18 protein-coding genes are annotated in these 22989 nt (G+C 41.3%); 9 read left to right on the top strand and 9 right to left on the bottom strand.

From position 1 onward, the window contains the following. Nucleotides 1-33 precede the first annotated feature (33 nt). The 3 genes from ACFE93_RS19835 to btpA form a co-directional block, all read right to left on the bottom strand. Nucleotides 34-1950, bottom strand: a complete 1917-nt coding sequence (locus ACFE93_RS19835) for a CHASE2 domain-containing protein (protein ID WP_375475424.1) — start codon at nt 1948-1950, stop codon at nt 34-36. A 624-nt stretch (nt 1951-2574) separates the two neighbouring features. Beyond that, nucleotides 2575-3558, bottom strand: coding sequence for a vitamin K epoxide reductase family protein (locus ACFE93_RS19830; protein WP_375475422.1), 984 nt, complete (start codon nt 3556-3558; stop codon nt 2575-2577). Between the two features lie 108 nt (nt 3559-3666). Continuing rightward, nucleotides 3667-4515 (bottom strand): photosystem I biogenesis protein BtpA, encoded by an 849-nt coding sequence (gene btpA / locus ACFE93_RS19825; protein ID WP_375475430.1) that lies wholly within the window; start codon nt 4513-4515, stop codon nt 3667-3669. Between the two features lie 756 nt (nt 4516-5271). Between btpA and rimO the strand changes: the two genes are divergently transcribed. Both rimO and ACFE93_RS19815 read left to right on the top strand, forming a co-directional pair. Beyond that, nucleotides 5272-6591 (top strand): 30S ribosomal protein S12 methylthiotransferase RimO, encoded by a 1320-nt coding sequence (gene rimO / locus ACFE93_RS19820; RefSeq protein ID WP_375475420.1) that lies wholly within the window; start codon nt 5272-5274, stop codon nt 6589-6591. Nucleotides 6592-6872: 281 nt separating this feature from the next. Next, nucleotides 6873-8402, top strand: a complete 1530-nt coding sequence (locus ACFE93_RS19815) for a DEAD/DEAH box helicase (protein WP_375475418.1) — start codon at nt 6873-6875, stop codon at nt 8400-8402. Nucleotides 8403-8561: 159 nt separating this feature from the next. On the opposite strand, the gene ACFE93_RS19810 is transcribed toward ACFE93_RS19815, so the two are convergent. Both ACFE93_RS19810 and ACFE93_RS19805 read right to left on the bottom strand, forming a co-directional pair. Then, nucleotides 8562-9509 carry an aldo/keto reductase gene (locus ACFE93_RS19810; RefSeq protein WP_375475416.1) on the bottom strand — a complete coding sequence of 316 codons (948 nt, stop codon included), beginning with the start codon at nt 9507-9509 and terminating at the stop codon, nt 8562-8564. A 230-nt stretch (nt 9510-9739) separates the two neighbouring features. Further along, nucleotides 9740-9964 carry a hypothetical protein gene (locus ACFE93_RS19805; RefSeq protein WP_334923538.1) on the bottom strand — a complete coding sequence of 75 codons (225 nt, stop codon included), beginning with the start codon at nt 9962-9964 and terminating at the stop codon, nt 9740-9742. A gap of 325 nt (nt 9965-10289) precedes the next feature. Here ACFE93_RS19805 and ACFE93_RS19800 point away from each other — a divergent pair, with 325 nt between their 5' ends. The 5 genes from ACFE93_RS19800 to ACFE93_RS19780 all read left to right on the top strand — a co-directional run bounded on the left by ACFE93_RS19800 (nt 10290) and on the right by ACFE93_RS19780 (nt 16139). Further along, nucleotides 10290-11324: a PIN domain-containing protein gene (locus ACFE93_RS19800; RefSeq protein WP_375475413.1), complete on the top strand. Its 1035-nt coding sequence runs from the start codon at nt 10290-10292 to the stop codon at nt 11322-11324. A gap of 670 nt (nt 11325-11994) precedes the next feature. Next, the gene (locus ACFE93_RS19795) at nt 11995-13428 is read left to right on the top strand and encodes a BCD family MFS transporter (protein WP_375475411.1); all 1434 of its coding nucleotides are present in this window, start codon (nt 11995-11997) and stop codon (nt 13426-13428) included. A 49-nt stretch (nt 13429-13477) separates the two neighbouring features. Beyond that, nucleotides 13478-14287 carry an inositol monophosphatase family protein gene (locus tag ACFE93_RS19790; RefSeq protein WP_375475409.1) on the top strand — a complete coding sequence of 270 codons (810 nt, stop codon included), beginning with the start codon at nt 13478-13480 and terminating at the stop codon, nt 14285-14287. A 217-nt stretch (nt 14288-14504) separates the two neighbouring features. Then, nucleotides 14505-15077 carry a hypothetical protein gene (locus ACFE93_RS19785; protein WP_375475407.1) on the top strand — a complete coding sequence of 191 codons (573 nt, stop codon included), beginning with the start codon at nt 14505-14507 and terminating at the stop codon, nt 15075-15077. Nucleotides 15078-15185: 108 nt separating this feature from the next. Next, nucleotides 15186-16139, top strand: a complete 954-nt coding sequence (locus ACFE93_RS19780; RefSeq protein WP_375475405.1) for an alcohol dehydrogenase catalytic domain-containing protein — start codon at nt 15186-15188, stop codon at nt 16137-16139. A 121-nt stretch (nt 16140-16260) separates the two neighbouring features. Here the strand turns inward: ACFE93_RS19780 and ACFE93_RS19775 are convergent, their stop codons facing one another. The 4 genes from ACFE93_RS19775 to ACFE93_RS19760 form a co-directional block, all read right to left on the bottom strand. Then, nucleotides 16261-16548, bottom strand: coding sequence for a hypothetical protein (locus ACFE93_RS19775; RefSeq protein WP_375475403.1), 288 nt, complete (start codon nt 16546-16548; stop codon nt 16261-16263). Nucleotides 16549-16658: 110 nt separating this feature from the next. Beyond that, complete coding sequence (chlG, locus tag ACFE93_RS19770; protein WP_375475401.1) at nt 16659-17702, bottom strand: chlorophyll synthase ChlG; 1044 nt, start codon at nt 17700-17702, stop codon at nt 16659-16661. Between the two features lie 153 nt (nt 17703-17855). Then, on the bottom strand, nt 17856-18956 hold the full coding sequence (locus ACFE93_RS19765; RefSeq protein WP_375475399.1) for an ArsA family ATPase: 1101 nt from the start codon (nt 18954-18956) through the stop codon (nt 17856-17858). Between the two features lie 120 nt (nt 18957-19076). Next, nucleotides 19077-19268 (bottom strand): DUF2862 domain-containing protein, encoded by a 192-nt coding sequence (locus tag ACFE93_RS19760; RefSeq protein WP_334849813.1) that lies wholly within the window; start codon nt 19266-19268, stop codon nt 19077-19079. A 1265-nt stretch (nt 19269-20533) separates the two neighbouring features. Here ACFE93_RS19760 and ACFE93_RS19755 point away from each other — a divergent pair. Both ACFE93_RS19755 and ACFE93_RS19750 read left to right on the top strand, forming a co-directional pair. Next, nucleotides 20534-21382: an ABC transporter permease gene (locus ACFE93_RS19755; protein WP_375475428.1), complete on the top strand. Its 849-nt coding sequence runs from the start codon at nt 20534-20536 to the stop codon at nt 21380-21382. A 165-nt stretch (nt 21383-21547) separates the two neighbouring features. After that, entirely contained in the window at nt 21548-22849 is a 1302-nt protein-coding gene (locus tag ACFE93_RS19750) for an ABC transporter ATP-binding protein (protein WP_375475397.1), read from the top strand. The last annotated feature ends 140 nt before the right edge of the window (nt 22850-22989 follow it).

Raw genomic sequence — 22989 nt, 5'->3', positions numbered from 1 at the left:
TAATATACTCCATTATCCCATACTGTATTGCACTCAATCAGGAACCGCTATAGTCATTAGCAAGCGATCGCCTGTCTCGTGTCCTAAAGTATCATTGACTTGTTTAAAGCCATCTAGATCGATAAACAGCAACCCCAGCAACAAGTTGTTGTGTTGTGCCCAATGTAAGGACTCGTAGAGTTTTTCGGCAAAAAATTTGCGATTGTATAAACCGGTCAGGGGGTCGTGATACGCTAAATAACGTAAGTGGTCTTCTTTGAGTCTTAATTCATTATTAGAGCGGTATAGTTCAGCAGCAGTACGCTTAAGCTGTTCTTCCATCAACTTGCGCTGAGTAATATCTCGGATGACACCAACTAAAAAGAAATTGCCAGCTGAGTCTTTATGAAGCGATCGCTTAGTGGCAATCTGATGAGTCTGTCCATCAGCATTTGTAAATTCTTCCTCATGTTCCTGAGGATGCTGAGTCCGAAAAACAAGATCGTCCTGTTGTCGAAACACATCAGCTTCATGTATTGGGAAAAAGTCATAGTCTGACTTTTCAATTAATAACTTATTTGGATAACCGATAAATCGACAATACGCCTCATTTAAAACAATCCACTGGTGTTGTTCATTTTTCACGAAAATTGGATCGGGAATCGTGTTGATGACGTGATGCAAAAATTCTTTGGAACGTTTCAACTCTTGCTGCATGTGAGCAATATGACTAGTCATCCAAATAGCTGAAATGCCAAAGCAAACCAGTGAGGGAATAAGTGGTATCCACCAACCGTACAAGAAAGCAAGGTATGCACTCACGGTCAATACAAAGCAAGAAACTAGGATACAGAAGAGACTCCTAGTTGCGTGTCGTATCCGCCATATCGTCACAGCTCCCAGATAAGACCAAACAAAAACCCACAAGTATTCCACCAAGTCAGGCCAGACTTTCAGTAATGGTCTTCCATCAACAGCAGCAGAGATTAACTGACTAATAAAATAAGCCTGCAATTGAATACCAGGTACAGGCTCAGGCTTTGCTATACCCATTACACTGCTGGAGTAGGGAATAAATACAGAATCTTGGAGACTGGATGCAGTGGAGCCAATAAGTATAATCCGATCTTTAATTAAGTTTGCTTTGACTTTATCTGCCAGTACATCTCTCATTGATACCTGGCGAAAACTACAAAGTTGCTTAGATGAAGTTTGACATTTAGGTTTGGGAAAATTACTTAAAATTTGGTAGCCTCTATCATCAGCTCCCACATAAGCACCATCATTAGCCTCAAAACGAGTAAATACTACCTTACCCAATTGCAAATACTCAGGGTTGCTTTTTGCTTTCGTAGGAGTAATTCCCTTTGACTTTAAATACAATAAAGCTAACTTCAAGGCAAAACTTTCGTGTACTTCACTTTTAACGTGCCAATACAACAAACTGCGACGCACTTTACCATCAAGATCGTACAGCACGTTATTAAAGCCCACTTGATCCTGATTCAGTCCTAGTGGAGGCGGAACACTAAAGTTTTTGTTTTTTGATAGTAGTTCAATACCAATCAAGTTGGGCATTGAATTATAAGTATTACGCAATTCTTGATTCCCAGGTTTTACTGGTAAATCTCTGTAAATATCTAAGCCAATAGCACGGGGTTTGTAGACATTTAATTTTTGCAATAACTGGGCAATATTCGCATCTGAAATTGGCCATGAACCTACTTCGTTTATATAGGTCTCATCAATCACTACGATCGTAATCCGCTCTTCTGGTGGTTCATTTGGACGTAAGCGAAAAAATTGATCCAAAGCCGCCAACTCCAAAGATTGCAATAATCCAATGGAGTGCAAAACTAGGACGCAGACTGCAACGCTGGCCGCAGTAATCAATTCTCTGTGTCCTCGACTAAGCGATTGTTTCAATCTAAAGATTAACTTCACAAAACGCTTGCCTAGCTGCTGATTCATTCCCATCACCTAATAGGCAAAAATATTCTCTATTTCCTATAGCTATTAACTATCGGACTAACATAGCTCAAGTAGGAGCTAAATAGAGTTTCTAAAAATTTTTTCAACTCAGCAAGGTTCATCAAGACATCGTGGTATTTGTGATGTATTACCATATATTGAGACCAATTATCTGACCAAAGGACAACTGGGACTCTTGTGGCTATCAGCACAGATTAATAAATATTGTTGGAAGTGAGTTCAGTAAATTTACTTTCAAAGCCTTCTCTAGTAGAGCTTACTCAATTAAGCTCACATTTGCGATAGATTAGGTATTTTGCTAAGAATTACGTTAACTTATAACAGACACACCTCCGGTTCGAGCCTGACATGATTACATCCCAAGGTGGCTCTCAAGTGTTATAAAAAGAAATTAAAATATACATTGTTTTGAAGAAAATATACTTAGTAAATTTCTTTGAGCTTAAGTATTTGCAGATAAAAGCCGCAGGAAAATTGGTAATTGGGCATTGGATAAGACCTATTATCTATTACCAAAAACAAAAAAGCCAACTGGAAACAGATTTTACTTTATTCATCCAGTTGACTATGATGTGTGAACTACTGAAGGTCAGTGTAGGTACTTTACTTAAAATACTTGAAGTTGCGAGACCCTGTGTAACCAGAAACTTTCGCTAGTTCCTCTAAGTTTTGGACTCCGCTATAGCTTTTACCATTAACGATCCAAGTAGGGAAACCTTCAATTTTTGCGGCTTTACACAGTTCTGGTTGAGCTTTGAGTCCATCGGGAGCGCACTCTACCTTAACATCATTGTTGATTACTTCCTCAGCTTCTTTACCAAAAAGCAACTTTTGTTCATGACAGTGAGGACACCAGTAAGCAGTATATTCCTTCGCGCCTACCTTCGCCAGATGGCGTGCTAAGGCTATTTCTGCTTCACTAGAAGTAGTGGTAACTTCCCAACCGAACGCTGGGTTAGGGTTTTCCTTGGGAGTAAAGGTAATTTTTGTGGGTTGTCCAGGAGTTCCAGGTGTAACATCTGATTTATTTATGCCAGCATAAATGCCTAAAGTACCAATCAGCGTTACCATCCCTACAATTAGGGTGGTAAAGAAGATTTGTCCAATATCCTCCCAAGTCCGACCAATAATCGTTAGTATCAAAAGACTCACAGAGAACAAAGCTGAACCGATACAGTAAAGACAAATAGCTTTGATTTGAGATGTCAGCACATACATTAAGTAGCCGCTAAAGACAGACATAGCGATCGCACCTACCAGCAGCAACCACCACGTCCAATTTTCCAATTGTTTGCGGTTATTGTTTTCCCCTGAGTTGAATACCAAAGGAGCCAAAGCCAATATCACCATACTGGTGTATGCTAAAAACCCAAACAAAGCTAATGGCTGACCAAAAACCGTTGCCCAAGGACTGGAAAGCACATCATTACAACCCTTAGCACCAGCCTGTGCCACACAAGCGGCACTGCCTCCAGTTAACTTTTCTATGGTCAGATAACCTGTTATCAGGGCACCACATCCAGCGATCGCGGCAATCAATGGACGTGACCATTTATGAATCCAAGGAGTAGAACGGCGGCGAATCATAAATATTGGGGAATGGGGAATGGGGACTGGTGATTGGGGATTGGGTACTGGTGATTCAGAAAACTTTTCTCTAGTTCCCAGTCCCTAGTCCCTATTCCCAATCCCCAGTTAAGAATGTAACTTCACTTGTTCTGCTGATTTGCCTTCACTTTTGGAGTTCCAATTGCGACGGGCAACTTCCACAAATTGGCTGACGCGAATTGGGTCAATTGGTTGCTCTATACGTCCGTGACGTTTCAGGGAACTGGAAACTATTACACCATCTGCTGCTTGCATCAATGTATCAATATTTTCCCAATTAGCCCCACTGCCAATGAACACTGGCGTGCCATTTGCTGCGCCACAAGCTAATTCCAAATCTTCTAAATTAGGAGGACTACCTGTAGCCCAACCAGACAAAATAACTCCGTCTGCTAAACCCCTTTCAATGGTGTCTTTCACAGCGACTGTGAGATTTGGAGAACTCAAAGGACGGGCGTGTTTCACCAACACATCGGCCAGGATTTTAACATCACAACCTAACTCCCGTCGATAACGGAGTAGTTGATGGGCTTCTCCCTCAATTAATCCCTGGTCGGTTGCCATCACCCCTGTGAGGACGTTGACGCGGATAAATTGCGCCTGTACACAGCTAGCGATCGCTATTGCGCTTTTGGCATCGTTTCGCAAAACATTTAAGCCTATAGGCAAAGTCACCAAATTCTGTATCCGCTGCACCACAATGGTCATGGCACTCACAACCACTGGATCGACTTGGTTTTTAGTAAACGGTGCATCGAAAAAATTCTCGACAATCAGACCGTCAACCCCTCCACTTGCCAAGGCTGCGGCTTCTTGTTCGGCGCGGTCAATCACCGCTTTTAAACTACCTCCCCAACGGGGTGAAGTAGGCAGTGGTAGCAGGTGAACCACGCCAATAATTGGTGAACGAGTTTTAAATATCTGATATAAGTCCACGTCTTTAATCCGCCTCGCGGAGTCCAGAGTCCAGAATTTTTTGACTATTGAACGCCAGTTCAACACCACTCCCCTCAAAGGAGAGAACCTATTTACAGGGGTGGCTCTTCAACGGGAAAAACCCCGCACGTGACTGGCTTTTCTTGACCCTTGACTCTTGACTTTTCATTAACTAGTCAAATGTGTTTTATGATAGTCGGTTTCTTGCCTCTTTCCTCAGATGGAAATTAGCATCAAACCTCCCATAAGATATGTTAAGATAAAACCTGGCTACAAGAGGAGTTTGCCACTCATTAGACGCAAGGCAGCTTTCCCTGGTTTAGGCGTCTTGTCCGCGCACTGTCGTAGGACTTGCCAATTGCCAGGGTAGCATTACTGCTTTATAGGCGTAGTCGCTTTCGTCGATTTCCCTGAGGGTAGCGACTTCTCACAACAAGCCCTTTGGGCGGCTTCCCGATGGGTAGGTTAACAACGCACACGCTGTGGTAATGTAAAATACCAATAGGCGAATTGTTAAAAAACATAACAAGTGTCAAATGTACCCAAAGACACTTCAATTTACCCTGGGGAACAGATTGATAATAATATCATAACATGACCTCTATTTTTATTATTGATAGAGTCATAACTCTATGGACAGTTACTGACAGTGAGAATCTGCGGCTGTACTGTTATTAGAAGGATAACAATCGCGAAAAAGCGAAATGAGCGCACAAATGTTTGACTACAAGAAAAAAATGAAGATATTTTCAAAATATGGGTGACAAGCCAACAATTGCTATTTCTCACCTGGGCTGCGAGAAAAATCGAATTGATACAGAACACATGCTGGGAATGCTCGTAGAAGCAGGCTACGGTGTAGATACAAATGAAGAGTTAGCAGATTACGTTATTGTTAATACTTGTAGTTTTATTGAAGCGGCCCGGCAAGAATCTGTCAGAACTTTAGTAGAACTGGCAGAGGCAAATAAAAAGATCGTAATCACTGGCTGTATGGCGCAACATTTCCAAGAACAACTTTTGGAGGAGTTGCCTGAAGCAGTAGCCGTTGTGGGTACAGGCGATTATCACAAAATTGTAAATGTAATTGAGCGTGTAGAACAAGGCGAGCGGGTCAAACAGGTTAGTATAGAGCCAACCTATATTGCCGACGAAACTACACCGCGCTATCGCACGACAACGGAGGGTGTTGCTTACCTCCGGGTTGCGGAAGGATGTGATTATCGTTGTGCATTTTGTATCATTCCTCATCTTCGAGGAAACCAGCGATCGCGTACTATTGAATCTATCGTCGCCGAAGCGGAGCAGTTAGTTAGTCAAGGGGTAAAGGAAATTATTCTAATTTCCCAAATCACCACTAACTACGGTCTAGATATTTACGGTAAGCCAAAATTAGCCGAATTACTTCGCGCTTTGGGGAAAGTAGATATACCGTGGATCAGAATGCATTACGCTTATCCCACGGGACTGACCCCAGATGTGATCGCGGCGATCCAAGAAACGCCCAACGTTTTGCCTTACCTGGATTTGCCATTGCAGCATTCTCATCCAGATATTCTCCGCGCCATGAATCGTCCTTGGCAAGGGCGTGTAAATGATGGGATTATAGATCGCATCAAAACGGCGCTACCAACAGCCGTACTGCGGACAACATTTATTGTTGGTTTCCCAGGAGAAACTGAAGAGCATTTTGAGCATCTACTAGAGTTTGTTCAACGGCATGAATTTGACCATGTTGGTGTCTTCACCTTTTCCTCTGAGGAAGGAACCCCAGCTTACAAGTTGCCAAATCAGTTGCCCCAATTGGTGATGGACGAGCGCCAATACCAAATTATGGAAATCCAGCAACCGATTTCTCAAAAGAAAAATCAACAGGAAGTAGGCAAAATCGTTGATGTCCTGATTGAGCAAGAAAATCCTGAAAGTGGTGAATTAATCGGTCGTTCAGGTAGATTTTCCCCAGAGGTTGATGGTCTGGTATATGTCAAAGGCCAGGCAAAATTAGGAACCATCGTACCAATAGCGATTCACCACGCTGATACATACGACCTCTATGGTCAAGTAGTCAATAACTAAATTGTCCTTTGTCTTTTGTCCTTTGTCTTTTGTTAAATGACCCTTACAGATTCACCCTTATCCCAATATCAACGCTGCATTAATGGCAGTTTTCATGAGGGTTTACCTGAAATTCGGGGACTCACTCCTGGGCATAGCTTCTCCAAGATTTGAGGCTTTGCTATCGCCCTTGGCTGACTAACTAGCCAATAACTAATGACTAATGACTAATGACTAATGACTAATAACTAATGACTAAATGACTAATCCAAAAATCCTTACATAAAATTTAGGACGAATTAATGACTCTTTCATTTCAAGAATTAGGTATTTCCCAAGAACGTGTCGAACAACTAGAAAAAATTGGTTTTACCGAACCAACTAACATTCAAGTGCAAGCAATTCCCCAATTGCTTGACGGTCGTGATGTGGTAGGTCAATCTCAAACTGGAACAGGTAAAACGGCAGCATTTTCACTGCCAATTCTAGAGCGGCTTGATGTTAATCAAAAAGCTGTGCAAGCCATAGTTTTAACACCAACTCGTGAATTAGCGATGCAAGTTCACGATGCGATCGCTCAATTCATCGGTAATGAAGGATTGCGGGTGTTAGCAATCTACGGTGGTCAATCAATTGACCGTCAAATGTTACAACTCAAACGTGGCGTTCACATGGTTGTGGGTACTCCCGGACGGGTAATCGATTTGCTTGATCGCGGCTGTTTAAAGCTCGATCAAGTCAAGTGGTTTGTGTTGGATGAAGCTGATGAAATGTTGAGCATGGGCTTTATCGACGATGTGATAAAAATCCTCTCTCAAGCGCCCGTAGATCGGCAAACAGCTTTATTCTCGGCAACAATGCCACCATCGATTCGGATGTTGGTGAACAAGTTCTTGCGATCGCCGGCGACTGTCACCGTTGAGCAACCAAAAGCTGCTCCTAACAAAATTAATCAGGTAGCTTACCTGATCCCTCGCCACTGGACAAAAGCCAAAGCTTTACAGCCGATTCTGGAAATGGAAGATCCAGAAACAGCTTTAATCTTCGTCCGCACCAGACGCACAGCCGCAGAACTCACCAGTCAGTTACAAGGGGCTGGTCATAGCGTCGACGAATACCACGGTGATTTGTCACAACAAGCGCGAGAACGCTTATTGATCAGATTCCGTAATCGTCAAGTCCGTTGGGTGGTAGCAACTGATATTGCAGCACGAGGGTTAGATGTCGATCAACTCTCCCATGTAATCAACTACGACTTACCCGATAGCGTAGAAACTTACGTCCATCGTATTGGTCGTACTGGTCGTGCTGGTAAAGAAGGAACAGCAATTTCTTTAGTACAACCATTCGAGCGGCGCAAGCAGCAAACATTTGAACGTCATAACCGCCAAAGTTGGCAGTTGCTGTCAATTCCTACACGCGCCCAGATTGAAGCGCGACACATTCTGAAATTACAAGAACAGGTGCGAGAAGCTTTGACAGGTGAGCGTTTGGCTTCATTTTTGCCAATTGTCAGCGAACTGATTGAAGAATACGATGCTCAAGCGATCGCCGCAGCTGCACTGCAAATTGCTTACGATCAAACTCGTCCTGCTTGGTTGAGTTCAGACGTCGAAATTCCCCAAGAGGAATCCTCCGCTCCCAAACCAAGGCTTGGTAAGCGTCGTGAATCTTCCAGCGATCGCCCCCGTTCTGCGTGGAAATCAGATAACAGCAATGGTGAAGAAAGACATTCTTCTCCCAAGCCAAAACTGCGGACAAGTGGGCAAGATTCTTCTGCATCCCCTAGTAAAAAAATAGGTTCACCTACAGCCAGAGAATCAGCTTCTTAGTCAAGAGTTAGAAGTTAAACAATTTTGGATTTTAGACTTTTCTTTTAATCCAAAATCTAAATTAATTCGCAAAATTGAGAGTTAAGAGTTAAAAGTCAAGAGTTAAGATTTTGACTTTGGACTCTTGACTTTTTGGCTTTTTTAGACAGTTTAAAAAAACTACAGCCAAAGACGACTAACTTGTTCTAACTCTCCAATTTCATCCTCGCTCAATCTCCAGCCCAAAGCGCCAGCATTTTGCCGCACTTGTTCGGCTGTCTTCACCCCAGCAATCGGAATAACATTCCCCTGAGCAATTAACCAGTTAAGAGCAACTTGAGCAGGAGTGCGATCGTATTTTTCCCCGAAGCTACGTAGCAAAGATATGACTGGGGCAATTTTTTGCAGCCCTTCTTTGTTAAATCGCGGGTCTATTTTCCTCGCACCAGTGGGCGTTTCAGCACTATTAATACTATACTTGCCTGTAAGTAATCCCTGAGCTAAAGGACTATAAGCCAAAATAGTCACACCTAACTCACGCGCAGTTGCGATAATACCTTTGCTTTCAATTTGGCGACTGAGTAAAGAATAGCGTACTTGGTTCACAGCCAAAGGCACTCCACGGACCGCCAATATTTGATGTGCGTCTCGCATTTGCTCTGCTGAGTAATTACTCACACCGACTGCGGCAATCCTGCCCCGCTTCACTTCATCCGCTAGGGCATTCATCAAAGTTTCTTGGCTTAAAAAGAAGGCAAAAGGCCAATGTACTTGATACAGGGCGATTCGCTCAAGTTCTAGCCGTTTGAGGCTGGCTGTTAAAGCATCAGAGACGGATTGGGCTGTAAATCGCCACGGTAGGGGGCCAAATTTTGTGGCGATTTGTACAGGCTGTTGTGTCTGTTGCAGAAATTGTCCCAAAAATTTCTCGCTCTTTCCCATTCCGTAGACTTCGGCAGTATCAAAGAAGGTAATACCAGCTTCTAAGGCTGCGGTAAAGGCTTCTTGTAACTGTTCTGGGCCGTAGCGATCGCCATAATTCCAAAATAGTTTATCACCCCAAGCCCAAGTGCCTATGCACAAGGGTGTAACAGCTGGGCCATTTTGCCCCAATGTGATGTTTTCCACGGTTGCAAAATTTAATTTCTTTACATTTCTTTATATAGTGTATCGTTATAGACAAAATACGGTGCGATCGCCACCACTTGGCTGCAAATCTTGTTGTGCAAGGCGTAGCCCGTCGTAGACATCGCGGTTTGCATAAAGATTTACAAATTACATCTGATAATTTACTATTCTCAGAATTAAGGGAGGCTAATAACCTCCCTTTTATAATAGTTGGGTGTATTTACTTGTATTTAAGAATTAGATGATTTATCCTGCTTAGCTTTTTTGATTAATTCCATGTAGACATTAATCTCACTAATTTCTACATCATGCTCAACCCTGGTTACTTTCCATCTTTCCTTTTTTAGGTAAACTTCCTCTCCTACTCTGGGAGTAAATTGGAGATCATAGAACTTTTTTAGAAAATCTTTTTGATTTTCTTCCCATAATATTACTTTGACTGCTTCTTTACTCATTGCTTATGCCTTTTTGATTACTAGATAAAGCTAAGTGCTTTGATGACATATATACGGCAAGTTTATCTTACTAATTCAATGAAATAGCGTAGTGAAAACCACATTTTCACACTTATATTTTTCTGTAGCTTGATTGTGTCCAATAACAGGGCAAGCACAATACTATCACTCTAGTGATATGTATATAAATAGAGTTATATTCTATGTTATAATTAATTACGTTTTAACTTAGTTTTAGACCTTTCATATAAGTTTAGTAAATTATTAGAAATTTAGCTAGTAAGTAATAACTGTTAAAATATCCTCTAGTACAACTTCGATATCTATGGATAACCAAGAGAAAGGCAACAAGAAAGAGATGCTTTATCGCAATTCTTTGTATCCTCATGCTGAAAGTATCTTTTCTTTTCGTCCTAAATCAGTAGAGGAGATTAAAGACGACTGTTTTATTGTAATTGACACTAATTCGTTGTTGGTTCCCTATACGACAGGCAAAGCAAGTCTAGAACAAATAAATAAAATATATAAATTACTAGTTGATAGTAATCGCTTAGTTATTCCTGGACAAGCAGCACGCGAGTTTGCAGAACATAGGGTCACAAAATTAAAAGATTTATATCAGCAAATTTCAAGAAAAAAATCTTCACTTACTTTAGGTAATTACCCACTACTGGAAGGATTAAAGGCATATCAAAAAGCCATTGAAATCGAAGAAAAGTTAAATGAAAAAATTAGTGAATATAATAAATGTATAAGTAAGATATTAGACAATATTAGCCAATGGTATTGGAATGATCCTGTCAGTGTTATGTATAGTTCTCTTTTTGCCCAAGGAGTTGTCCATGATATTGAACTTGAAGAATCTCAGTTAAGACAAAGAATACAAAAGGATTGTGAGTATAAGCTTCCACCAGGATACAAAGATGCTAGAAAACCAGATGAGGGATGTGGTGATGTAATAATTTGGTACACAATTCTAGAGCTTGAACAAACCCATAAGAAGAGTGTGATTTTCGTTTCCTCAGATCAAAAAGCAGATTGGTGGAGTCAGAGCGAGGGTCGTCCGCTATATCCTCGTTTTGAACTTATTGAAGAATTTCGTCGTATCTCAGAAGGTCAATCTTTTCACATAGTCAAATTCTCATCTTTTCTAGACTTATATGGTGCGAGCCAAGAAGTTATTGAAGAAGTAATGGAAGAGGAAATTCAAGCTCGAATTGAACAATTGCATTCATTTCCTAAAGCTAATTTAATTGTACTAGCATCTGAAATTGAAAGACAGCTTCGATACTTAATTGCTAGTATGGGACTTTCAGAAAAGTCTCAAGGTAGATTCTTTGCTGATGTCAAGCTTTTGTAACCGTATGGTTTTACTGAAATACAAAAAGCTAATTACTTCTGGTCAATACGTAATAAAAGTGTTCATGGTCAGGAGGTAGATTCAGATGATATTTCATTAGCAGTAGAAAGTGGTTTATCTATTCTGGAAAGTCTTAAATCAATCCCTCATGAAGTTTATATAATTTATCATCCAGGGGTTTTAGTCTATTCTGATCCAGACTGTACAAGAGTTCAAGAATCTGTCAAAGGAGTAATTATTGAAACAAAAAGGCATCCAGGCGATGCTTTTGTTAGGTTTATGATTTTCCCAACTACTCTTACAAGTTTTACAAAAGGTAAAATAGTGTCTTGGGAGTGGAATATGAATAAAGTTTGGCAAGCAGCTTGGTATCGCGATCCTGATACGAATGAGATTAAATCTGCATGGAGTTCATCGGCTGAATTTGTTGGTCAAGATTTGGAGAATCTACGATGATAAGAATATTATCAATTTTAGTCGCTCAATAAAGATAAATTCTGGCAATAAGTTTAACAGCACAGTTATACATGAGACTATAGTTGGACTTCAGGCAAAAATGAGTGTGATTTTCTTTCCCTAAAACGTTCAGGTGTAGAAATTGAATATCGAACAGTTTATTGTTATTTAAAGAGAGAGATTAAATTCTAATAAACCATACGAAAAAATAGCTATGGCAAGCGGTGAAGTATTTGATACCAAAACAAAAACCTTATCTGTGCCAAGGGTCAACCTGCTGACCATGTTCCGGCTGGGTTTATTTCAGATGGGGTTGAGCATGATGTCCATTTTGACTCTGGGAGTACTCAACAGAGTCATGATTCAAGAAATAGCAATTCCGGCAACGCTGGTATCAGTAATTCTAGCACTGCCCTTATTTGTTGCTCCTTCCCGTGTCTGGTTCGGTCAGATTTCCGATGCCAAGCCGTTATGGGGAAACCATCGCACAGCTTATGTTTGGGTGGGCGCGGCAATATTTGCGATCGCAGCATTTTTAGCTGTACAAGTAATGTGGCAGATGAATCTTGCCGCTACTAGTGCAGGTGGTTGGGCATGGACAACACAAACAATCGGCTGGACAGCGCTTCTGGCTTTAGTTTTTGCTGTATACGGTCTAGGAATTTGTGCTAGCAGTACTGCTTTTGCTGCTTTGTTGGTCGATATATCTGAAGAAGATAACCGTTCTAAAGTAGTCGGTGTGGTTTGGTCGATGCTAATGGTGGGGATTATTGTTGGGGCGATTATCAGTGGCAGCTTGCTAAAACAGTTAACGCCAGAAGCAACCGTAGAAACCTTGCAGGGAGCGGTTAACAAGTTGTTTACTATCGTCCCAGCAATTGTATTTGGTTTAGCGATCATAGCCACATTCGGCGTAGAAAAAAAATACTCCCAATACTTAACCCGTTCCACACTGGTGAACCGGGAAGATAGCATTACTCTAGGCAATGCTTGGAAAATCTTGACAGCTAGCCCACAAACAGGCATCTTTTTCACCTTTTTATTGGTGATGACTATCAGTTTGTTTATGCAAGACCCGATTTTAGAACCTTATGCGGGTCAAGTGTTTAAAATGCCCCTAGCGGAAAGTACCAAATTAAATATTTTTTATGGAACTGGTCTACTAATTGCCTACGGCATTACGGGCTTTTACATTGTCCCGCGTTTGGGTAAGCGCAGAACTGCACGTTTTGGCTGTATGTTGGTAGCATTCTGTGCAATATTGCTAGGTATATCAGGATTCACAGCTAATGCAGCAGTTCTCAAATTAGGTTTGGTATTGTTCGGTTTAGCCACAGGTTTCTTAACTACAGCAGCAATTAGCTTGATGTTGGATCTGACCGCAGCAGAAGCCGCAGGTACGTTTATTGGGGCCTGGGGATTAGCGCAGTCCATCTCTAGAGGAATCGCGGTGGTGATCGGAGGTACAGTTTTGGATATTGGACGCAAGCTACTACCAAGCCTAGAACTAGCTTATGGACTAGTATTCGTTTTAGAAGCCGTGGGAATGGTGCTGTCAATTTGGTTTCTGAATCGGGTGAACATTACAGAATTTCAAACAAGTACAAAGCTTGCAATCGCTTCGGTTTTAGAAAGCGATTTAGATTAAACTGTATAGGGCATGGGGCATTGGGCATGGGGGATGGAACAAATAACCAATGAATGATTTTTGGACAACAATTCTTGATTTTGCCCAAAGTACCACTATCAGAGTGGGCAAGCAGCTCATGGAAGATTTTGGGCAAGTACAGGCTGACCAAAAAGCTGATGGTAGTTTGGTGACGCAAGCAGATAAATGGGCAGATCAAGAAATTCGGGATGCGATCGCTTCTAGTTTCCTTGGCTACGGCATTTTGAGCGAAGAGAGCGATAAGTTATTTCCCGGTACGGAGTGGTGCTGGGTAATTGACCCTCTAGATGGTACAACCAACTTTACACGCGGCATTTCCATCTGGACAATTTCTCTGGGTTTACTGTATCGAGGCACACCCATTTTTGGTTATGTTTACGCACCAACCTTGAATCAGGCTTTTCATGGTTTCTGGGCAGGTTCATCTGGTTTAGCAACACCAACAGGAGCATTTCTCAACAACCACCCCATCCACACTAGTATAGATAGTCCCAGCAACAATCACTTTTTTAACCTCTGTTCCCGCAGCACCGCAGTTATCCAAAACGGCTTTCCCTGCAAAATTCGGATGTTGGGTGTGGCTAGCTATAACTTTTTGACAGTTGCCACTGGAGCTACTCTCGGTGGTATTGAGGCGACACCAAAAGTTTGGGACTTAGCGGGGGCTTGGGTAATTGTCCAGGCTGCTGGTGGGGTCTGGTCATCGCTTAAATCAGAACCGTTTCCCTTGTCACCAGGAGAAGATTATAGCGATCGCTCTTTTCCCACCCTTGTAGTTAGTCGTCCCGAATTAGTTTCGGTATTTCAACCTTTTCTCGAAGGCATAAAAAAAATTTAATTTGCAGCTCATCCACACTGTAAATAGTGATTTTCTCAACCAGCCTAGTGAACAATACTATACCCGACATTAAACTTAACAAAACCCTAGTCAAACAAAGAATTGAGTATAAATAAAGCTGGTAAGAATCCTGATTTAAGCGCCAGACCAGTGTAGTTATTAATTTAAGTAGTGTTGTGGCTTTCATCACACTGGTTAATTTAGTATAAAAAATTTTATGTTGTCTAATCTAGATTTAATTCGAGAGTTTGTGCAAAACTCTATCCAGAAAAAAGATGTTTTGTTGTCAAATCCTATTTTGACAGCGCAAACAGTATATAAAACCAACCAACTGACAGCAAAATCTGAAGGCGTAATTGCCACTGCTCAAATATCTCACACCCTATCTGAATTCTTGATTTCTCCAAAATCAACCCAGTGGGAATTGATAAATCAAGCATTAGCAGAATATAGTTATATCCTCAAAGGAGAAGTAGATAGTCGGGGTTTCTATCAGTATCAATACTGCGAAGTTCCCAAAGGTTATCAAATGCACTGTACTAAATGTGTGATTCTATGGCGAGCTTGGTGGAAATATCGCAAGTATACTTCAAGACTAGGAATTCCGTTGGAACTTCTGATTAGAACACGAGATTCATGGTATCCAATTAGAGATTTAATTATCAGTGATGGACTTCTCTATATCAAAACCTTGGGAAGTGAGATTGCACTTGGCTCAGACGACTTAGTTACTTGGTTAAGCAAAGTTGATGTAACTAGAATTAAAGAAATACCTTCTACAGAGACATAGGTGTGATTGTAAGAGTACAGATGTACGCTGGTATATATATTTATAAATATTTATAAAAATTTTTTAAAGTGGTGTGACAACATAATTAGGCAAAGGACGTGAAGAAAAATGAAAGGACTTTGGCTCGAAAACAACCAGTTGCAATTACGTACAGATATTCCCGTTCCTGAACCACCACAGGGAGAAGCCTTGGTACGCGTCTTGCGTGCAGGTATCTGTAACACCGACCTGGAACTACTCAGAGGCTACTATCCTTACACTGGTATTTTGGGGCATGAATTTGTTGGCATTGTTGAACAAGGGCCAGAACACTTAGTTAACCAACGCGTAGTTGGAGAAATCAATGCTGTGTGTGGGCGTTGTCGGTTTTGTCGTAGTGGACAACCAACTCACTGCGAAAATCGTACAGTTCTGGGTATTGTCAACCGCAATGGAGCCTTTAGTGAATATCTCTGTTTGCCGGTGGAGAACCTGCATCCCGTACCTGATAATGTGCCAACAGAAGTAGCAACATTTACTGAACCTTTAGCAGCCGCTCTAGAAATTCAGCAGCAAGTGCCATTGCATCCAAATGATCGGGTGCTAGTGGTTGGAGATGGCAAACTAGGGCAGTTGGTAGCCCAGACACTAGCTCTAACTAGCTGTGAACTCTTAGCTGTGGGGCGTCATCGAGACAAACTGGCTAACTTAGAGGCACGGGGGATAAAAACAAGTCTAGCTGACGCTGTTACAGATGGATATTTCGATATCTCAGTAGAATGCACCGGGAACCCAGAAGGATTTGCGATCGCCCGCCGCGCTCTACGTCCTCGTGGTACTCTTGTACTGAAAAGTACTTATGCTGGCAACCTCAGCCTAGATGCTTCTTCTTTAGTAGTAGATGAAATCACCCTCATCGGCTCCCGTTGTGGCCCCTTTGCTCCAGCCCTCCAATTACTAGCCACAGGAAAAATTGACGTGCAACCTCTGATTCATGCCACCTACCCTCTTATTGAAGGGCTTGCAGCTTTTGAACACGCTCAGAGTCGGGGTGTTTTAAAGGTATTATTAGAGATTAGTTAATTGTTAATTGTCATTTGTCATTAGTTATTTTCCCTCTGCCTCTGTGCCACCTGCTCTCTCATCTGCCTCATTTTCTAACCAGTCTCTCGCCACTCCCCAGTCCCTAATACCTACCCCCTAACTAATACAGATAAGGATTTGTCTTCGGTTGATAGTCACAACAATCGATCGCTTCCTCTGTATTGGCAATAGATGGGCGTACAGTACATTTAAGACGGTAATTATCGGTAAAAAATTGGCAACCAGTACAGGGGATTTGATGCATTTGCTTGGCTGTAGTTACACTATCTCGTGCCGCTGTCCAGAGACTTAAAACAACGAGAATAGTTACAGTCCAAGCACCAATAAAACAAATTGGGATTAACAAAGGTTGAATCCCATGAATGATGAAAAATATCACTTTAAACACGTTATGTCCTGATACAAATTAGGAGTTAAAAGTATATTATCTCTTAACTGGAGGCGGAGCGTCTCCGGTTTTGCTCTTAATTCCTAACTTTTCCCTTATAAAAGTATAAGTTAAACGCCAGCATGACCCAATGCTAAACCTGTTACCAGCATTCCCAGAACCAGGAAAGGTTGGGCGCTGGCTTGGTACTTAACATCATTCTTCACAGGGTCGCGTAGGAAATACATATCCTGCAAGGTGATTTGCGGGATGATTAACAGTACTAGTATTGCTGCATACAGATTCTCGTGGATGCTGACGAGATAAGCTGCAATTAATCCTTGAAAGACATCAATTGTCACTACACAAATCCATGCTGCGGTGGTGATGCCAAACATTACGGGTAGTGAATTTAATCCTAACTGGCGATCGCCTTCTACACTCTTAAAATCATTGACAATGGCAATACCCAATCCAGCCAAGCTGTAGAACATTGTCAAAATCACAATTGTGGAATTGAGTTCCCCAAACAAAGCGTGTCCTGTAGACCAAGGTAGAGTAATGTAGCTTGCACCCAAAGCGTAGCTGCCTAGCCAGCCGTTTTGTTTGAGTTTCAGGGGAGGTGCAGAATAAATATAGGCAATGAAAGAACCGATAATCGCGATCGCTGTAATTGTCGGAAATTCATGACCAGACCACACATCAAGCACAAATGCCAAACCAATGCCAGCTATCAGTAATATCCAAATCTGAATAATTACTTGGGGTAGGGGAATTGCTCCAGAGGGAATGGGGCGATAAGGTTCATTGATGGCATCGATTTCGCGATCGTAGTAATCATTGAGGATTTGGGTGTAACCTGTCATCAATGGCCCAGCCAGTAACATACAGGCTGCTACCTTCAATACATTTTCCAGCGTCCAAGTATAGTTACCAGAAGAAGCCGCACCACAGACTACACCCCAAATTAGGGGAATCCAGGTGATGGGCTTCATGAGCTGCAAACGAATTTTCCAAATTGAAGTTTCCCCAAACGCTGCACCTTTCATCCCCAACATTTGCCTAGTTTTTGCACTGCGATCGGCAGATGTTGCTTGCTCATTGGCATTATTTACCACTAAGTCTAGTGCTTCAGATGGGTTAGGGTCTGGGGGTATGGGAGTTGATTCTGACATAGTTTTTACTAATTAATGGGGAATTGGGCATTGGGAATTGGGCATTGGGCATTGGGCATGGGTCATTGGGCATTGGTGATTAAGTTTATTCCCTATTTCCCGTCGCCAGTACCCAGTCCTCAGTCCCCACTCCCCATTCCCCACTCCCATAAATTAAAACGAAATTATCAAATAATTATTCTGAAACTTTGCTCCAGTAACGGGTCTGCCACTCAAAGCCGGGGGTAAGGGAATATTGCGCCGCTGATCTCCTGCTTCTATTGTGACTTCTGGCCCATATTGGGTAAGCTTGACCTGCTTTTTGTCAAATCCTGGCAAGAATAAACGTACTTGACGATTGTGGATGTCTATTTCAATAGGTTTGGGAGCCTGTAAAGCTTGTGCTTCAAAGTTGGGTAGAGCGTCTATCAGTGGTTGCCAATCACCCGTGGGCGAGTCGGGAACGACGCTCACAGGTAGGGGTATAAATTCTTCTAACAGATTGACATTTGTCTCGGTAGACACAAGCAGAACACCACCGACAGTTAAACCAATTTGTTGAGCGCTACCCCATAAATAACGAGCATTTGCTACCTGAATTGGATCTCCTGTAGTCACTAAGAAAGCAGCGAGACGCTTGGGATCGGCAAGAGCGGCTCTCCCTTTTTCTAAGAAATTATTGACTTGGTTAGTGGGCCCTGCAAAGTTATCTGCTGTCCAGTTGACATTGAAAAAACTGCTAATCAGCGGTTGAATCAAGGGTGATTCAGTAATCATCTTCCCCAAATCGGAGTTGACAAACAATTGCCGAAATCGCCGGACATACCAACTCAGAGATTCTGGCAAACCCAACGTTCGCAGCGTTAAAGAGTCGCCCGTGCCATCGTAGATGATCGCATCATATTTGCCACTGGCATCATATTCGCGGATAGCATTCAGTGCCAGGGCGTTGTCCATCCCCGGCAATACTACCAGTTCTTGACCAAAAACATCTTTGAAGATGGGCGTGCGGAGGTATTGCGCCTCAAGTTTCTTCACTTCGTCCCAGTTACGTTCTAGGAGTACAGATGCTTGAAACTGGACTGCTTGCAAATTGGGAGCGATTTCCTGAGGATCGGCAGCAATGGGAGTACCCAGCAGGATTTGCAACGTTGGTTCTGCTTGTCCTGCTAGAAGTACGCGCTTGCCTTGACTTGCCAATAATTTGGCGGCGGCGATCGCAATTTTGGTACGAGCGGTGCCGCCTTTGCCCAAAAATGTCAAAATTAGAGCCATTAGTTGATTCCTATTTTCACCGCCGAGCTTTTCAACTCCAACTTAACATTCAACAAAGACTCTCAACCTATGGTTGAAACTTCAGATATCAATAAAACCTCGGATCTGAGTTCTTTACTACTACACAGGTTTGATTTCATCTTCAAAAAACCAAGTGGAAGTATTGTCGTCAAACATTACCACTACACCGATCCCAGCACCATCGGTGACTTTGTAGCCTTGGATGATACCCACTTGTCCCAGCTTTTTCACAACTGGGGGAGAAACGCGATCGCGCAAACGAAAGACTTTAACCTTTTGTCCGATTTCCATGCCAGATTACAATTCAGATAAACCAAGTCTCAGTGTAGCGGAATCCGTCACTCAACGGTCACTGATTCCAGGAGAGTTCAGGAGTGCTGAGTAACCCATAGATAAATCTAGAGGATTTAAAGTAAGGACACAATTGAGTGCTGAGTAAAAAGCAGTAATTATCCCGGATTTTTCACCAAGGAGAAAAAAGAAGGGTCAAAAACTGTGAAAATGTAGATTAGCAAATAATTTTAGCAGTTTTGTACATGACCTCATTATTTAATGTATGCCCTGACGAGAACTTTTCAAACATCCTATAAGCTCGACTTTATCAAAAATTAAGAACTCAGTTTTTTTGATTTGGCACAAACCTGAACTTTTTGGTAAATACTTTTTCCACGTCACAGATTATCGATGAAGTTAAATCGGTGAAGGGGAGAAAATTTCAAACTTCTAACTCCTGACTTAACAGCTTAAAATTAAATCAACAACCAAACAGGTAAATACCCAATGTTTGTCACAGCACAATAACAAACATCTGAGACACAATTACAGGCATTAGAAGCGCAGTAACAGGTATCTGAGGCAGAATTACAGTTGAAACAAGAACGGCTGCGATCACAACGATTAACGGAACGTTTGCGATCGTTGGGAGTTAATCCAGATAGGTTGAGTTAAGCAACAAAGGTAGCAGTTATGTATCAAACAGATCCACCCCGTCCGCCACAAGAAACCATCGGACTAAGAGTGGCGGTGGAGGGTGAATTATAGGGATTTTATCGTCTAGATACGGGGGATAAATTACTAACGCCAACAGAGTTAGCTAAACAATTACAACAAGAATGCCAACGGGCTAATAAATTAGCAGAATATTTGCGAGCGTAGGGAGTTGATCCAGATAGCTTAAGTTAAGCAAAAACTCGTATACTTAACAAAGAAAGCAGCCTTGTAAACAGAAGTTATCTTTGTAGTAAAAATACACTTGACAATAGCCAACTTATAGTATGATGAGCAAGATAATTTGGATACGATTTTTTAGTGATGATAGATTCTAAAAGCACTAAAGGGATTTTCAACAAATAAATTATCCAATCTTGTGGGGTGAGCCGGAAAGCACGCCCCTGCACAATGCGGGCGAGACGCCCACCTCACAAGAAGTAGTTTTTATTTTTTATTTGAAAGTCCCTCAAAAGGAAACTTTCATAAATATAATAAGCTTCTAGTGAGAGCAAATTAGGTGAATAGGTAGTGAGTAGTGAGTGAGGAAGGAAAAATTGTTGCCGACAATGCGGATAGTTGTACGTAAGGTAGGAAGATTGAGACGCATCTTGCCCATAGATAAACAGTTGTGGACGAAGTTCGACTTACTGAGAACTCTAGTACGCCGGGATTTAGAGGCGCGTTACAAAGGTTCTGTTTTGGGCAACTTGTGGCCTTTGCTAAATCAGTTATCACAGTTACTGATTTATACTTATGTGTTTTCTACTGTGCTGAAGGTGAAGCTGACTACTTTTAAGGGTTTACCAGAAAATGATTTCACCTTTGGTTTGTGGCTATTTGCCGGGTTACTTCCTTGGATTGCTTTTAGTGGTGGTTTAATGCAGTCCGCCAGTTCGGTACTAGGACAACCAAATTTAGTCAAGAAGGTGGTGTTTCCTCTAGCTTTATTACCCTTAGTGCCAGTTTTGTCAACATTCATTGAGAGTTCCTTTGGTTTAATGGCGTTGATTTTTTTCGTGGCGGCAAATGCTCATACTTTACATACTACCTTGGCGCTATTACCCTTGGTCTGGCTAACGCAGTTATCGCTAACAGCAGGGTTGGGCTATTTAGCAGCAGGAATAACGGTATTTTCGCGAGACATACCGCAGACTTTAGGAGTGATTTTAAATATTTGGTTTTATGCGACACCGCTTGTCTATCCAGCATCAGCAATTCCAGAGCAATGGCGAAGTTTGATATTCTGGTTAAATCCAATAGCAGCGATCGCTGAAGTTTATCGTGACCTAGTGTTAGTCGGAGAGGTGAAGCACTGGGGAGAATGGGGAGTTGCTTCTGTCGTAGCAACTATTATATTTTGTTGTGGTTTTACGGTATACAAGCGTTTGCATTCAGCTTTTGCCGATGTGTTGTAGCCAAGCTTCATTATTCAACTGCTCTTAAAACAAGCAAATGCTAATGTGAAATATATAGTGAATAACGATATGATTCAATAAAAAGCTAAAATTTTAAGTAATTACTTAGTTGATTGGCAAAATTAGATACGTAAAAATTATTTATTAATTTAAGTATGCAGTGTTATGGGTGAGGAGATTGCAATTTCGCTGAAGAATATCTCAAAGTGCTACAAGCGGTATGCTCGTCCGGTAGATAGACTCAAAGAAATTTTACTACCTGGTAAGAGCCACGCTCAAGAATTTTGGGCATTACATAATATTAACTTAGAGATTCCTAAAGGAGAAACACTAGGAATTATTGGTCAGAATGGTTCTGGTAAAAGTACATTGCTACAAATCATTGCTGGAACCTTGACACCAACGACGGGCGAGGTGTGGGTTAACGGTAGAGTTTCAGCCTTACTTGAACTAGGTAGCGGATTTAATCCCGAATTTACGGGAAGGCAAAATGTATTTTTTAATGGGCAAATTTTAGGGTTAAGTCGAGACGAAATACAAGCTAAATTTGATGACATTGCTGCTTTCGCAGAGATTGGAGATTTTATAGAGCATCCCGTCAAAACTTATTCTAGTGGCATGGTATTAAGACTAGCATTTGCAGTCGTTGCTAACACGGAACCGAGTATCTTAATTGTAGATGAAGCTTTAGCTGTAGGGGATGCAAAATTCCAAGCTCGCTGCATGAAGAGGATTCGTCAGATGAAAGAACAAGGTGTAACTCTCTTATTCGTTTCTCATGATTCTGGAAGTGTCAAGATGTTGTGTAAGAGTGCAGTACTATTAAATTATGGGAAAATGATAGAAATAGGTAATCCCAAAGAAGTTGTCAATCATTACATTGCTTTACTAAGCTCAACGCCAACAGAAGCGCAGCTTGAAGAAAAAAATTCAGAAGAAATAGAAATTTTAAATAATGATGATGATAATTTCATCAAAAACAAAGAAAATAATTATGTACATAGGCATGGAAATAAATTAGCTCTTATTAAAAATGTTCAAATTAATGATTTAGAAGGTAAAAACATTGTAAAGCTAGAAACAGGCAAAACTTATCATATTAATGTCTTAATAGAAGCACAAACTGAACTATCAGACTTAATTGTAGGCATTTCAATTAGAAATTTGATGGGATTGGTAATTTATGGAACTAATAGTCAGTTACTCAATATTAAACTACCAAGCTTAGAAAACACACAACAACTAACAGTTATATTTCAGCTTCCATGTTACCTGAATAGGGGAGTGTATACAGTAACCATAGGAATACATTCTGAAGAAGGTTTGAGTTATGATTGGATTGATGAATTACTCGTTTTTGAAGTCAATAACAGTATTTTTTGTGAGGGCTTAGTAGACTTACAATCTGATATTAAATTAAATAAGCAAGAAGATAATGTTATAATGCCGAGACTTGGAAAAATATAATCAATAATGTTGATAGTTTAATATCTATTCAGTTCCTCGGTAGTTCTTCTATTATTTCAAGACTCATAAATTTTGTTGTAAAAAAAGTTCTAGGTTAACAATGGCTCACTTTGTTATAAATTATCATGCATTAAAGCTAA

The organism is uncultured Nostoc sp., assembly GCF_964247315.1.
Classification (GTDB): domain Bacteria; phylum Cyanobacteriota; class Cyanobacteriia; order Cyanobacteriales; family Nostocaceae; genus Nostoc.
This window is presented reverse-complemented; position numbering and strand designations above follow the sequence as displayed.

What these genes read in the sequence shown, in the direction of transcription:
- ACFE93_RS19755 (WP_375475428.1), top strand. Translation starts at nt 20,534, where the DNA reads ATGCGGATAGTTGTACGTAAGGTAGGAAGATTGAGACGCATCTTGCCC.
- ACFE93_RS19790 (WP_375475409.1), top strand. Translation starts at nt 13,478, where the DNA reads ATGAATGATTTTTGGACAACAATTCTTGATTTTGCCCAAAGTACCACT.
- ACFE93_RS19750 (WP_375475397.1), top strand. Translation starts at nt 21,548, where the DNA reads ATGGGTGAGGAGATTGCAATTTCGCTGAAGAATATCTCAAAGTGCTAC.
- ACFE93_RS19760 (WP_334849813.1), bottom strand. Translation starts at nt 19,268, where the DNA reads ATGGAAATCGGACAAAAGGTTAAAGTCTTTCGTTTGCGCGATCGCGTT.
- ACFE93_RS19785 (WP_375475407.1), top strand. Translation starts at nt 14,505, where the DNA reads ATGTTGTCTAATCTAGATTTAATTCGAGAGTTTGTGCAAAACTCTATC.
- ACFE93_RS19795 (WP_375475411.1), top strand. Translation starts at nt 11,995, where the DNA reads ATGGCAAGCGGTGAAGTATTTGATACCAAAACAAAAACCTTATCTGTG.
- chlG (WP_375475401.1), bottom strand. Translation starts at nt 17,702, where the DNA reads ATGTCAGAATCAACTCCCATACCCCCAGACCCTAACCCATCTGAAGCA.
- ACFE93_RS19815 (WP_375475418.1), top strand. Translation starts at nt 6,873, where the DNA reads ATGACTCTTTCATTTCAAGAATTAGGTATTTCCCAAGAACGTGTCGAA.
- ACFE93_RS19835 (WP_375475424.1), bottom strand. Translation starts at nt 1,950, where the DNA reads ATGAATCAGCAGCTAGGCAAGCGTTTTGTGAAGTTAATCTTTAGATTG.
- ACFE93_RS19830 (WP_375475422.1), bottom strand. Translation starts at nt 3,558, where the DNA reads ATGATTCGCCGCCGTTCTACTCCTTGGATTCATAAATGGTCACGTCCA.
- ACFE93_RS19805 (WP_334923538.1), bottom strand. Translation starts at nt 9,964, where the DNA reads ATGAGTAAAGAAGCAGTCAAAGTAATATTATGGGAAGAAAATCAAAAA.
- ACFE93_RS19765 (WP_375475399.1), bottom strand. Translation starts at nt 18,956, where the DNA reads ATGGCTCTAATTTTGACATTTTTGGGCAAAGGCGGCACCGCTCGTACC.
- rimO (WP_375475420.1), top strand. Translation starts at nt 5,272, where the DNA reads ATGGGTGACAAGCCAACAATTGCTATTTCTCACCTGGGCTGCGAGAAA.
- ACFE93_RS19800 (WP_375475413.1), top strand. Translation starts at nt 10,290, where the DNA reads ATGGATAACCAAGAGAAAGGCAACAAGAAAGAGATGCTTTATCGCAAT.
- ACFE93_RS19780 (WP_375475405.1), top strand. Translation starts at nt 15,186, where the DNA reads ATGAAAGGACTTTGGCTCGAAAACAACCAGTTGCAATTACGTACAGAT.